Source organism: Pseudomonas sp. Irchel s3f10, from assembly GCF_900187515.1.
GTDB lineage: Bacteria > Pseudomonadota > Gammaproteobacteria > Pseudomonadales > Pseudomonadaceae > Aquipseudomonas > Aquipseudomonas tensinigenes.
Genome location: NZ_FYDZ01000007.1, coordinates 201,717 through 215,261, shown reverse-complemented (window position 1 = coordinate 215,261; position 13,545 = coordinate 201,717). Strand labels below are relative to the sequence as shown.

At 60.2% G+C, this 13,545-nt stretch carries 10 protein-coding genes and 1 pseudogene; 9 read left to right on the top strand and 2 right to left on the bottom strand.

The genetic code is table 11. The features are described from left to right. Nucleotides 1-23: 23 nt before the first annotated feature. From hutI to CKW17_RS17180, 9 genes are all read left to right on the top strand, one after another. A complete protein-coding gene (gene hutI / locus CKW17_RS17220; RefSeq protein ID WP_095120745.1) occupies nucleotides 24-1,229 on the top strand; it encodes an imidazolonepropionase in 1,206 nt (401 codons plus the stop codon). A gap of 10 nt (nucleotides 1,230-1,239) precedes the next feature. After that, nucleotides 1,240-2,043, top strand: a complete 804-nt coding sequence (hutG, locus tag CKW17_RS17215; protein ID WP_095120744.1) for an N-formylglutamate deformylase — start codon at nucleotides 1,240-1,242, stop codon at nucleotides 2,041-2,043. Between the two features lie 261 nt (nucleotides 2,044-2,304). Next, nucleotides 2,305-3,276, top strand: coding sequence for a prolyl aminopeptidase (pip, locus tag CKW17_RS17210; RefSeq protein WP_008080611.1), 972 nt, complete (start codon nucleotides 2,305-2,307; stop codon nucleotides 3,274-3,276). Continuing rightward, entirely contained in the window at nucleotides 3,273-3,710 is a 438-nt protein-coding gene (gene dtd / locus CKW17_RS17205) for a D-aminoacyl-tRNA deacylase (RefSeq protein WP_095120743.1), read from the top strand. Before pip ends, dtd begins: the two co-directional genes overlap by 4 nt. A gap of 304 nt (nucleotides 3,711-4,014) precedes the next feature. Next, on the top strand, nucleotides 4,015-5,799 hold the full coding sequence (locus CKW17_RS17200; protein ID WP_163004807.1) for a glucan biosynthesis protein G: 1,785 nt from the start codon (nucleotides 4,015-4,017) through the stop codon (nucleotides 5,797-5,799). Next, nucleotides 5,792-8,362: a glucans biosynthesis glucosyltransferase MdoH gene (gene mdoH / locus CKW17_RS17195; protein ID WP_095120741.1), complete on the top strand. Its 2,571-nt coding sequence runs from the start codon at nucleotides 5,792-5,794 to the stop codon at nucleotides 8,360-8,362. The genes CKW17_RS17200 and mdoH overlap by 8 nt, the downstream gene beginning before the upstream one ends. 376 nt (nucleotides 8,363-8,738) lie before the next feature. Then, complete coding sequence (locus tag CKW17_RS17190) at nucleotides 8,739-9,536, top strand: transporter substrate-binding domain-containing protein (protein WP_034152980.1); 798 nt, start codon at nucleotides 8,739-8,741, stop codon at nucleotides 9,534-9,536. A gap of 138 nt (nucleotides 9,537-9,674) precedes the next feature. Next, nucleotides 9,675-10,634 carry an amino acid ABC transporter permease gene (locus CKW17_RS17185; RefSeq protein WP_095120740.1) on the top strand — a complete coding sequence of 320 codons (960 nt, stop codon included), beginning with the start codon at nucleotides 9,675-9,677 and terminating at the stop codon, nucleotides 10,632-10,634. Further along, entirely contained in the window at nucleotides 10,627-11,361 is a 735-nt protein-coding gene (locus CKW17_RS17180) for an amino acid ABC transporter ATP-binding protein (protein ID WP_095120739.1), read from the top strand. Before CKW17_RS17185 ends, CKW17_RS17180 begins: the two co-directional genes overlap by 8 nt. A gap of 132 nt (nucleotides 11,362-11,493) precedes the next feature. On the opposite strand, the gene CKW17_RS30780 is transcribed toward CKW17_RS17180, so the two are convergent. Both CKW17_RS30780 and CKW17_RS30775 read right to left on the bottom strand, forming a co-directional pair. After that, complete coding sequence (locus CKW17_RS30780; protein WP_371850961.1) at nucleotides 11,494-12,207, bottom strand: methyl-accepting chemotaxis protein; 714 nt, start codon at nucleotides 12,205-12,207, stop codon at nucleotides 11,494-11,496. 141 nt (nucleotides 12,208-12,348) lie between these two features. Beyond that, nucleotides 12,349-13,293, bottom strand: a pseudogene (locus CKW17_RS30775) (methyl-accepting chemotaxis protein); the annotation flags it as partial. Nucleotides 13,294-13,545: the final 252 nt, after the last annotated feature.

Sequence of the window (13,545 nt, the reverse complement as noted above, 5' to 3'; positions counted from 1 at the left end):
ACCAACCCCAACGGAGGCCAACAGTGAAAACCCTCTGGCAACACTGCCACGTCGCAACCATGGCGCAAGGCGTCTACTCGATCATCGAAGATGCGGCCATCGTGACGTCCGGTGCGCTCATTGAGTGGATCGGCCCGCGCAATCAACTGCCATCCGGCGAATACCCGGCGGTCAACGACCTGCAAGGCGCTTGGGTCACCCCCGGCCTGATCGACTGCCACACCCACACGGTGTTCGGCGGTAACCGCAGCGGCGAATTTGAAAAACGTCTGCAAGGCGTCAGTTACGCGGAAATCGCGGCGGCGGGCGGCGGCATCGCCAGCACCGTGCGTGCGACGCGCGAAGCCACCGAAGACGAGCTGTTCATCAGCGCCGCCAAACGTCTGAAAAGCCTGATGCGCGACGGCGTGACCACAGTCGAGATGAAATCCGGCTACGGTCTCGATCTGGTCAACGAACGCAAGATCCTCCGCGTGATTCGTCGCCTGGAAAAAGAGCTGCCGATCAGCGTGCGCAGCACCTGCCTGGCCGCCCACGCGTTGCCACCGGAATACAAAGATCGCGCCGACGACTACATCGACCTGATCTGCACTCAGATGCTGCCAGCGCTGGCCGCCGAAGGACTGGTCGACGCCGTGGACGCGTTCTGCGAATACCTGGCGTTCTCTCCTGAGCAAGTCGAGCGCGTGTTCATCGCCGCACAAAAACTCGGTCTGCCAGTCAAACTGCATGCCGAACAACTGTCGTCGCTGCACGGCTCCAGCCTCGCCGCGCGCTACAAGGCGCTGTCTGCGGATCACCTGGAATTCATGGACGAAGCGGACGCCATCGCCATGGCCGAAGCCGACACCGTCGCGGTGCTGCTGCCGGGTGCGTTCTATTTTCTGCGTGAAACCCAGTTGCCGCCTATGGACGCCCTGCGCAAGCACAAGGTGAAAATCGCCATCGCCAGCGACCTCAACCCGGGCACCTCGCCGGCACTGTCATTGCGGCTGATGTTGAACATGGCCTGCACCTGCTTCCGCATGACTCCGGAAGAAGCCTTGGCCGGGGCGACGATTCATGCCGCGCAGGCGTTGGGCATGGCTGACACCCACGGATCGCTGGAAGTCGGCAAGGTCGCGGATTTCGTTGCCTGGCATATCGATCGCCCGGCGGATCTGGCCTATTGGCTCGGCGGTGATCTGGACAAACGCGTCGTGCGTCACGGCGTCGAATCAAGTCTGTAGGAGGGCGGTTGTGGATAAGGTTCTGAACTTCAAACAAGGGCGCGTGCCGCTGCTGATCAGCATGCCGCATGCCGGGGTGCGGTTGACGCCTGCGGTGGACTCCGGGTTGATCCCCGATGCGAAAAGCCTGCCGGACACCGACTGGCACATCCCGCAGCTTTACGATTTTGCTGAAGAACTGGGCGCGAGCACTCTGGCTGCCGAGTACTCGCGGTTCGTCATCGACTTGAACCGTCCGTCCGACGACAAACCGCTGTATACCGGTGCCACAACCGGTTTATATCCGGCGACGCTGTTCGATGGCATTCCGTTGTTCCGCGAAGGGCACGAACCATCGAAAGAAGAGCGCGCGACTTATCTGGAGCAGATCTGGACGCCGTATCACCGCACGCTGCAAGAAGAGCTGGCGCGATTGAAGGCCGAGTTCGGGTACGCGCTGCTGTTCGATGCGCACTCGATCCGTTCGATCATCCCGCACCTGTTCGACGGCAAACTGCCGGACTTCAACCTCGGTACCTTCAACGGCGCCAGTTGTGATCCGCAGCTCGCTACGCAACTGGAAGCGATTTGCGCACGCCACGGCAATTACAGCCACGTGCTCAACGGCCGCTTCAAGGGCGGCCACATCACCCGCCATTACGGCAACCCGGCGCAGAACATCCACGCGGTGCAACTGGAGTTGTGCCAGAGCACCTACATGGAAGAGTTCGAACCGTTCCGCTATCGCGCCGATCTGGCCGAGCCGACGCGGGTGGTACTCAAAGAATTGCTGCAGGGTTTCCTCTCCTGGGGCCAAAAGCACCACGCGCAATAACGCCATACATCTAACCCCTGTAGGAGTGAGCCTGCTCGCGATAGCGGTGTGTCAGTTACTGAAGTGTTACCTGACCCAACGCTATCGCGAGCAGGCTCACTCCTACAGGTTTTGTATGCGGACCCACTCGCTCTGGTAAATGGCTGACAAGCGGTGACATCGCAGAGGCATGCTCATTGACGTAAATCGGGTTTATGATGCCCAACGGCAGAATAATAGAAGTCCCCCCAGGGATGACCTCGACCCCTTACGGAGCGCGCAATGCAGACTTTGTTTCCGCAGATCAAACCTCACGCCCGGCACGATCTGGCTGTCGATGACACCCATACGCTGTACGTCGACGAAAGCGGCTCACCGGAGGGTTTGCCGGTTGTGTTCATTCATGGCGGCCCCGGCGCTGGTTGCGACGCGCAGAGCCGTCGCTATTTCGATCCGAATCTTTACCGTATTGTCACTTTCGACCAGCGCGGCTGCGGTCGCTCCACCCCGCATGCGAGCCTGGAAAACAACACCACCTGGGATCTGGTCGCCGACCTTGAGCGCATCCGCAAACACTTGGGCATCGATAAATGGGTGCTGTTTGGCGGCTCGTGGGGTTCGACCCTGGCGCTGGCTTACGCACAAACCCACCCTGAGCGTGTGCACGGGCTGATCCTGCGTGGGATCTTTCTCTGCCGCCCGCAGGAAATCGAGTGGTTCTATCAGGCCGGTGCCAGCCGACTGTTCCCCGATTACTGGCAGGACTACATCGCGCCGATTCCGCTGGACGAGCGCGACGATCTGCTCAGCGCCTTCCACAAGCGCCTGACCGGCAACGACCAGATCGCCCAGATGCACGCCGCCAAAGCCTGGTCGACCTGGGAAGGGCGCACCGCGACCCTGCGGCCGAACCCGCTGGTGGTCGATCGCTTCTCCGAGCCGCAGCGCGCGCTGTCGATCGCGCGGATCGAATGCCACTACTTCACCAACAACGCCTTCCTTGAGCCGAACCAACTGATTCGCGACATGGGCAAGATCGCTCATCTGCCGGGCGTGATCATTCACGGTCGTTACGATGTGATCTGCCCGCTCGACAATGCCTGGGAACTGCATCAAGCCTGGCCGAACAGCGAACTGCAGGTAATCCGTGATGCCGGCCACGCGGCCTCTGAACCGGGCATCACCGATGCACTGGTGCGTGCGGCGGGCAACATGGCGCGGCGCCTGCTCGACCTGCCGCCCGAAGAAGCATGAAAGGGCTTTTACAGCGCGTAAGCGCAGCAAGAGTCGAAGTCTCGGGTGAGGTGGTTGGCGCTGTTGATCATGGTTTGTTGGTGCTGGTAGCGGTGGAACCCGACGACACGCGTGCCAGCGCCGACAAACTTCTGCATAAGCTGCTTAACTATCGGGTATTCAGTGATGCGGAGGGCAAGATGAACTTGTCCCTCGCCGATGTCGGTGGCGGGTTGCTGCTGGTCTCGCAGTTCACCCTCGCGGCCGACACCAAAAGCGGGTTGCGCCCGAGCTTTTCGACGGCCGCGCCTCCAGCCTTGGGCGAGGAATTGTTCGACTATCTATTGAGCAGTGCGAAACAGGTGCATGGCACTGTGGCATCAGGTAGATTCGGCGCCGATATGCAGGTGCATTTGGTCAACGATGGCCCGGTTACCTTTTTGTTACAGACCTGAATGCGCTTGAAACACCTTTTTGGGAAATTTCGACTGTTTTTAGGGTGTTTTCGCGATAAATACTTTGTTACCCCTGATGCGTTGTCATGCGGGCTACTAGATAATCGCGCGCACTGGGATCAGCGTTCGCTGATCCATTTTCACTTAGGTAGAGACTTGTCCGGATCCGATTGGGGAATCATTTTGCCCCTGCGGAGTCGGAACAATGCTCGCCAACCTGGCATATAGATAGCTAGCCGTTGGTTTTTTGATCTGTTTTCGGCGAGGGTTGCTCGTGATTGTTAGTCCCTGTAATGCAGCAAAAATGTCTGCCAAACGCATGCGAAGTGCCCTGGTAGCGGGTTCGGCGCTCCTGTGCCTGCTCAGCGCCGGTCAGCTTTGGGCGTTCAATCTTGACGATGTATCGGCGAAAGCTAAAGAACTGGCCGGGCAGAAGTTCGAAGCCCCGCGCAGCAATCTGCCGAACGAATTCCGCGACATGAAGTTCGCGGACTATCAGAAAATCCGCTTCCTCACCGAAAAGGCTGAGTGGGCTGATCAGAAGACCCCGTTCAAACTGTCCTTCTATCACCAGGGTATGCACTTCGATACGCCGGTGAAAATCAACGAAATCACAGCGAACACCGTCGAAGAGATCAAATACGATCCGACGCGCTTCGATTTCGGCGACCTCAAATTCGATCCGAAAGCCACCGAACAACTGGGCTACGCCGGTTTCCGTGTGCTGTACCCGATCAACAAGGCCGACAAACAAGACGAAATCATGACCATGCTCGGCGCGAGTTACTTCCGCGTTGTCGGCAAGGGCCACACCTACGGCCTCTCGGCGCGTGGTCTGGCGATTGATACCGCGCTGCCGTCGGGCGAAGAATTCCCGCGTTTCCGCGAGTTCTGGATTCAACAGCCGAAGCCGGGCGACAAGCACCTGGTGATCTTCGCGCTGCTCGATTCGCCGCGCGCCACCGGTGCCTACCGTCTGATCCTGCGTCCGGGCAGCGACACCATTGTCGACGTCAAAGCGCAGATGTTCCTGCGTGACAAGGTCGGCAAACTGGGCATCGCGCCACTGACCAGCATGTTCCTGTTCGGCGCCAACCAGCCGTCGAAAGTCCTCAACTACCGTCGTGAACTGCACGACTCCAGCGGTCTGTCGATCCATGCCGGTAACGGCGAGTGGATCTGGCGTCCACTGAACAACCCGAAACACCTGGCCGTGAGCAACTTCAGCATCGAGAACCCGCGTGGTTTCGGTCTGCTGCAACGTGGCCGTGACTTCAGCCACTACGAAGACCTCGACGACCGCTACGACAAGCGCCCAAGCGCCTGGATCGAGCCGAAGGGCGAGTGGGGCAAAGGCACCGTTGATCTGGTAGAAATTCCGACCGCCGACGAAACCAACGACAACATCGTTGCGTTCTGGAGCCCGGAAAAAATGCCGGAGCCGGGTCAGCCGCTGGACTTCGCTTACCGCATGCACTGGACCATGGACGAAGCGGCGATTCACGCGCCGGACAGCGCCTGGGTTTCGCAGACTCTGCGTTCGACCGGTGACGTCAAGCAATCGAACCTGATCCGTCAGCCGGATGGCAGCGTTGCCTACCTGGTCGACTTCGAAGGTCCATCGCTGGCCGCCCTGGCACCGGATGCCGACGTGCGCAGTCAGGTCAGTGTCGGCGACAACGCCGAACTGGTTGAGAACAGCGTGCGCTACAACCCGGAAACCAAGGGCTGGCGCTTGACCCTGCGGATGAAGATCAAGGACGCGAGCAAGTCGACCGAGATGCGTGCCGCCCTGGTGCAGCCAATCGTCACGGCTGATCTGGCCAAGTCTTCGGTGCCGGCGTCCAACTCGTCCGTTGCCAAGGCCGACAAGGTTGCCGCCAAGCAACAAGAGAAAATCGACAAGGAAGCCAAAGCCGCCGAGGCCAAACAGGCCGACGCCAAGCCAGCTGCAGATGCCAAGGACAAGGCCAACAAAGACGCCAAGCAGCCTGTTGCTGCCGACGCGGCCCCAGCCACACCGGAATCGGCACCGACTGAAGAAGTCCTGACCGAGACCTGGAGCTATCAGTTGCCTGCCGATGAGTAACTCTCAAGTACAGCCAGAGACTCTGTCCGAGTATCTGGCGCATCTGCCGATGACCGACGAGCAGCGCGCGGAACTCGCGGGCTGCCAGTCGTTCAGCGAGCTGCATGAACGCCTGTCGTCTTCAACGTTCGACGCTCCTGCCGAGGCCGCCCAGGCTTCGGTGGGCAAGCGCCTGACCCTGAGCACCGCCGAAGAGCTGGAAGACGCGGAGATGCTGGTGCTCGACGCCAGCGGTCGCGTCAGCATGAAGGCAACGCCGCCGATCCGTCGGACCAAGGTCGTGCCGGAGCCGTGGCGCACCAATATTCTGGTGCGTGGCTGGCGCCGTATGACCGGCCGCACCAACCCGCCACAACCGCCGAAAGACGAAAACGTCCTGCCGGCCGCGCGCTGGCGCACCGTCGGTTCGATCCGTCGCTACATTCTGTTGCTGCTGATGCTTGGCCAGACCATCGTTGCCGGCTGGTACATGAAAGGCATCATGCCGTACCAGGGCTGGTCGTTCGTCGATCTCGAAGAAGTCCTGCACCAGCCGCTGCTGCAAACCGCTACGCAAGTGCTGCCGTATGCGCTGCAAACCAGCATCCTGATTCTGTTCGGGATTCTGTTCTGCTGGGTATCGGCCGGTTTCTGGACGGCGTTGATGGGCTTCCTCGAGTTGCTCACCGGTCACGATAAATACCGTATCTCCGGCAAAAGCGCCGGCAACGAGCCGATTGCCAAAGACGCGCGTACCGCGTTGGTGATGCCGATCTGCAACGAAGACGTACCGCGCGTGTTCGCCGGTCTGCGCGCGACGTTCGAATCGGTGGCTGCCACCGGTGATCTGGATCGTTTCGACTTCTTCGTTCTCAGCGACAGTAACGACACCGACATCTGCGTCGCCGAACAGCAGGCCTGGCTGGACGTCTGCCGCGAAGCCAAAGGTTTCGGCAAGATCTTCTATCGCCGCCGTCGCCGTCGTGTGAAACGCAAAAGCGGCAACCTTGACGACTTCTGCCGTCGCTGGGGCGGTGACTATAAATACATGGTCGTGCTCGACGCCGACTCGGTGATGAGCGGTGAGTGCCTGACCAGTCTGGTGCGCTTGATGGAAGCCACGCCGGACGCCGGGATCATCCAGACCGCGCCGCGTGCGTCGGGCATGGACACCCTGTATGCGCGCATGCAGCAGTTCGCGACCCGTGTTTACGGCCCGCTGTTTACCGCCGGTCTGCACTTCTGGCAGTTGGGTGAATCCCACTACTGGGGTCACAACGCAATCATCCGCATGAAGCCGTTTATCGACCACTGCGCCTTGGCGCCGTTGCCGGGTAAAGGTGCGTTCTCCGGTGCGATTCTGTCTCACGACTTCGTTGAAGCCGCGCTGATGCGCCGTGCCGGTTGGGGCGTGTGGATCGCCTACGACTTGCCGGGCAGCTACGAAGAATTGCCGCCGAACCTGCTCGACGAACTCAAGCGTGACCGTCGCTGGTGCCACGGCAACCTGATGAACTTCCGTCTGTTCCTGGTCAAAGGCATGCACCCGGTGCACCGCGCGGTGTTCCTCACCGGCGTGATGTCGTACCTGTCGGCGCCGTTGTGGTTCTTCTTCCTGGTGTTGTCGACCGCGCTGCTGGCGGTGAACACGCTGATGGAGCCGCAGTACTTCCTCGAACCGCGTCAGCTCTATCCGCTGTGGCCACAATGGCACCCGGACAAGGCGATCGCGCTGTTCTCGACGACCATCGTGCTGCTGTTCCTGCCGAAACTGTTGAGCATCATCCTGATCTGGGCCAAGGGCGCGAAAGAGTTCGGCGGCAAGTTCAAAGTGACCCTGTCGATGCTGCTGGAGATGTTGTTCTCCATGCTGCTGGCGCCGGTGCGAATGATTTTCCACACGCGTTTCGTCCTCGCCGCGTTCCTCGGCTGGGCCGCGACCTGGAACTCGCCGCAGCGTGACGACGACTCGACGCCATGGAGCGAAGCGGTCAAACGCCACGGTCCGCAGACCCTGTTGGGCTTCTGCTGGGCGCTGCTGGTGATCTGGCTGAACCCGAGCTTCCTCTGGTGGCTGGTGCCGATCGTCGGTTCGCTGATGTTGTCGATCCCGGTGTCGGTGATTTCCAGCCGCGTTGGCCTGGGCCTGAAGTCCCGTGACGAGAGCCTGTTCCTCATTCCTGAGGAATACAATCCGCCACAGGCGCTGCTGGCGACCGATCAGTACACCCACGAAAACCGTTACCACGCCCTCAACGACGGCTTTGTCCGCGCGGTGGTCGATCCACAGCAGAACGCTTTGGCGTGCTCGCTGGCGACCTCCCGTCACGGTCAGGCCGAGCCGATCGAGTGGTTGCGTCAGGAGCGTGTGCGTCACGCGATCAAGGTTGGCCCGGCCGGGCTGAACAATCATGATCGTCTGCAACTGCTAAGCGACCCTGTTGCTCTGGCACGTCTGCATGAGCAGGTTTGGGCCGAAGGTCACGCTGAGTGGCTGGATGCCTGGCGAGCTTCGGTGAAAGCTGATCCGCATGCGCCGTTGCTGCCGCTGCGACCGGTGAGCTTGCAGGCTCAGCCGGCCTGATGAGAAAACCCCGCTGATTCAGCGGGGTTTTTTTATGGCGCCGAAAACCCCCTCACCCTAGCCCTCTCCCAGAGGGAGAGGGGACTGACCGAGTTGGATGTTCGAGATACGCCGACCTGATCTTTCTGCGTTGAATCCATAATCGACTCGATTTTTCAGGTCGGCGTATAGCTTGAGACACCTCGGTCGGCTCCCTCTCCCTCGGGGAGAGGGCTGGGGTGAGGGTCAGCTCTTGATTGTTAAACAAATCGTCCATTAAACCTTGTGCAAAAAAACGAGTGCGTTAGCATCCGTCCCCGAATTGGCGCACCCGGGCTTTTTTGCCCGTCACTGTTGGTTTTCGCGCCGCAAACGCAATGGTTTTGGGGACTTGAAGATGAAGAAGTATCTGTCGATGCTGCTGGTCGGCGTCACGGCACTGGTTGCAGTCAATGCGGCGCAGGCCGGCGCAATCGATGACGCGGTCAAGCGCGGCACGCTGAAAGTCGGTATGGATCCGACCTACATGCCGTTCGAAATGACCAACAAGCGCGGCGAAATCATTGGCTTTGAAGTCGACATCCTCAAAGCCATGTCCAAGGCCATGGGCGTCAAGCTGGAGCTGGTTTCCACCGGTTACGACGGCATCATCCCGGCGTTGATGACTGACAAGTTCGACATGATCGGCAGCGGCATGACCCTGACTCAGGAACGCAACCTGCGCCTGAACTTCAGCGAACCGTTCATCGTGGTCGGCCAGACCCTGCTGATCCGCAAGGAGCTGGAAGGCACCATCAAGTCCTACAAAGACCTGAACACTGCCGACTACCGTATCACCTCCAAACTCGGCACCACCGGCGAAATGGTCGCCAAGAAGCTCATCTCCAAAGCCAAGTACCACGGCTACGACAACGAGCAGGAAGCCGTGCTCGACGTGGTCAATGGTAAGGCTGACGCCTTTATCTATGACGCCCCGTACAACGTCGTTGCGGTGACCAAGGTCGGCGCCGGCAAACTGGTGTTCCTCGACAAACCGTTCACCTACGAGCCTTTGGCGTTTGGTCTGAAGAAGGGTGACTACGACAGCCTCAACTTCATCAACAACTTCCTGCACCAGATCCACGAAGACGGCACCTACGATCGCATCCATGACAAGTGGTTCAAGAGCACCGAGTGGCTCAAGGACATGGAATAACGCGTATCCGCTGATCGTTCCCACGCTCTGCGTGGGAACGCATCCTGTGACGCTCCGCGTCACGATCAGGCAGGGACGCAGAGCGTCCCGAGCGGCATTCCCACGCAGAGCGTGGGAACGATCATCCGAGAACCTGCAATGAAACAGAAAAAAGCCCAATGGCCCTGGCACGTCCTCACCGTGCTGGTGCTGGTCGGCCTGGCGGGCGCGTTGTATTACGCGACGTCGCTGATGTCCTACGAATGGCGCTGGAACCGTGTGCCGCAGTACTTCGCCTATCAGGCCGAGGAAACCCAGCGTGCCACCGACATCTCCACCGTCACCGAACTGGTGCGCAAGGGCAGCAGCGCGCAAGTCACCCTGCGCAACGACGCCGGTGACGAGCAGCACCTGACTGTCGACGAGAACAGCCTGCAATTCGCTCAGGGCGACGATGTCGCTGAAGGTGATGTCGTGGGTGTCACTCGACATTGGGCGGCAGGGCCGCTGTTGTGGGGGCTATGGACAACGCTTTGGCTGTCAGTCGTTTCCGGTGTCCTGGGTTTGCTGATCGGTCTGGTCACTGGTCTGTGCCGGCTGTCGAACAACCCGACCCTGCGCGACCTCTCGACGATCTACGTCGAACTGGTGCGCGGCACGCCGCTGCTGGTGCAGATTTTCATTTTCTATTTCTTCATCGGCACGGTGATGAACCTGTCCCGCGAATTCGCCGGGATCGCCGCGCTGTCGCTGTTCACTGGCGCCTACGTGGCCGAGATCATCCGTTCCGGCGTGCAGTCGATCGCCCGTGGCCAGAACGAAGCGGCGCGCTCGCTCGGTCTGAGTGCTGGTCAATCGATGCGCCACGTAGTGCTGCCGCAAGCGTTCAAGCGCGTGCTGCCGCCATTGGCCGGGCAGTTCATCAGTCTGGTCAAGGACACCTCGCTGGTGTCGGTGATTGCCATCACCGAGCTGCTGAAAAGCGGCCGTGAAGTCATCACCACGTCGTTCTCGCCGTTCGAGATTCTGTTCTGCGTCGCCGGCCTGTACCTGTTGATCAACCTGCCGCTGTCGAAAATCGCCAGCCGGCTTGAGCGGAGGCTCGCGCAAAGTGATTGAAGTCCGCGATCTGGTAAAAGTCTTCGACACCCGTGGGCAAGTGGTGCGTGCGGTGGATAACGTCAGCACCACAGTGGCCAAGGGCGAAGTGCTGGTGGTCATCGGCCCGTCCGGTTCCGGCAAGTCGACCTTCCTGCGTTGCCTCAATGGCCTGGAAGAATTCGATTCCGGTTCGGTGAGCATCGACGGCCTGCAACTGGCCGACCCGAAAACCGACGTCAACGCCTACCGCCGCGAAGTCGGCATGGTGTTTCAGCATTTCAACTTGTTCCCGCACATGACCGTGCTGGAAAACCTCTGTCTGGCACAGAAAGTCGTGCGCAAGCGCGGCAAAAAAGAGCGCGAAGCCAAGGCGATGGAATTGCTGCAAAAGGTCGGTATTGCACAGAAGGCCAACGAATTTCCGTCACGCCTGTCCGGCGGTCAGCAACAGCGCGTGGCGATTGCCCGGGCGCTGGCGATGGAGCCGAAGGTCATGTTGTTCGATGAGCCAACCTCGGCGCTCGATCCGGAAATGGTCGGCGAAGTACTGGACGTGATGAAGAACCTGGCCGTGGAAGGCATGACCATGGTTTGCGTGACCCACGAGATGGGCTTTGCCCGGGAAGTGGCGGATCGAGTGTTGTTCTTCGATCACGGCAAATTGCTGGAAGATGCCGCGCCCGCGGAATTCTTCGATGCACCGAAAGACCCGAGGGCTCAGGCCTTCCTGCGCCAGGTCCTGTAATTTCAGCGTCTCCCAGGACGCCTTCGCGAGCAGGCTCGCTCCCACAGTTGACCGAGTTGTCCAATGTGGGAGCGAGCCTGCTCGCGAATGGCATCACCTCGGTTCACAGCGAACCGAGGCCGATGAATCACCTCAAACCTTGAATCGACCGACCAGCATCTGCAGATGCGTCCCCAACCGTGCCAGCTCAACGCTGGACGCCGCGGTTTCTTCACTCGCCGCCGACGTCTGATCCGAGACATCCCTAACATTCAGCACGCTACGGTTGATCTCTTCCGCCACCGCACTCTGCTGCTCGGCCGCTGCCGCAATCTGTTGGTTCATCGCCTGAATCGCCGACACGGTGCGCGTAATGCTTTCCAGCGAACCGCCCGCGCGACGGGTCAACTCAACACTGCTGTCGGTCAGGGTGCGGCTGTTGTCCATGATCGTCGCCACTTGCTGAGTACCGTTTTGCAGCCCGACGATCAGCTCTTCGATCTCTTCGGTGGACTTCTGCGTGCGCTGGGCGAGGCTGCGTACTTCATCGGCCACCACAGCGAAACCACGTCCGGCTTCACCGGCACGCGCAGCCTCGATGGCAGCGTTGAGGGCCAGCAGGTTGGTTTGCTGGGCCACGGACTTGATCACGTCGAGGACGCTGCCGATCTTGTCGCTTTCACGCTTGAGCTCGCCCATGGCCTCGGTCGAGTGACCGACTTCAACGGCCAGGCGCTCGATCTGTGCGATCGCTTCGCCCACCACTTTGTCGCCTTCGCGAGCCTGTTGGTCAGCGGCAACGGCGGCTTCGGAAGCTTCTTCGGCGTTACGCGCGACTTCCTGCACGGTGGCGGCCATTTCGTTCATGGCGGTGGCGACCTGATCGGTCTCGATCTTCTGATTGTTGACCCCGGCGCTGGTCTGCTCGGTCACCGCCGAGAGTTCTTCGGCAGCACTGGCGATCTGGGTGACACCATCGCTGATGCCGCCCACCAGTTCACGCAGGCCTTGGGTCATGCTCTGCATCGAGCGTTGCAGTTGGCCCAGCTCATCGCGGCGCAGAGACACCAGATTGTGGGTCAGGTCGCCAGCGGCCACGCGCTCGGCGACTTTCAGGGTCTGGTTCAGCGGGATGATGATCTGGCGGGTGATCGCCCAAGCGGCGAGCAGACCGAACGCCACGGCCAGCGCGGTGGCGATCAGCAGCAGGTTCTTGGCGCGTGCGGCGTCAGTGTCGCGAACCACGGTCTGCGATTCGGTCAGTTTCTTGCTGACGGCGATCAAAATGTCGCCCTGAGCAGACATGTTGGCCAGTGCTGCAGCGTTTTTTACTTGAGAATCACGGAATTGCGCCACGGCTGCACGGTAAGCCTTAAGCGAGTCGGTGGCTTGCTGCAGGTTGGCGATATGCTGATCTGGGACGCGGGACGGCAGGCTTTCGAGGTTTTTCAGGGCATTGTCGATCGCGGTCAGGGCTGGTTGCTCGGCATCGGCCTTGCCGCTGTAGGTGTAACCGCGCACCTGATATCGCGCTTGCTGCAGCAGTTTGCTCAGTTCGATCACCGCGTTGTATTGCGCGACGCTGTCGCCTTGCAGTAGTGCGCTCTCGACCTCGCCGACCTTGGACACGGCATTGTCAGCATTGGCGCCTAGTTTGCTGCGTGCGTCTTCACGTTGCACGGTGGCCTGTGTCATTTCGCCGAAGGCACGCTTGTATTCGGCCACGGCCGCCAATTGTTGATCGACCATCGCCACATCGGACGGCTGCTCGATCATGCCGCGTGCCGATTGCAGGCCGCTTTCGAGTTTGCTCAGGAATTCGTTAACCGTGCCCGGCCCCTGCTCGCCGCGACGCATGTCGTAGTCCATGCGCGCGAGGCGCAGGTCCTTGGTCAGCTCATTGAGGCTGGAGATAAAGCCGAGTTTGTCACCACGGCTGATGATGCCGCTCATGCCGGTCCAGCCGGTGAAGGTGATCAACAGTGTCAGCAACAGCACCAGGCCGAAACCGATTCCCAGCTTGCGTTTGACGCTGACGTTTCCAAGACTCTCGGCTAACCAACGGTACATGCGACGACTCCCCGACCACTAATTGGACTTATGGAGAGGGTATCGGCCGAGTGATGGCAATCTGTAACACCATTTATCCGCCGGACCGCACGGTATCAATGTAGGAGCTGCCGAAGGCTACGATCTTTTGATCTT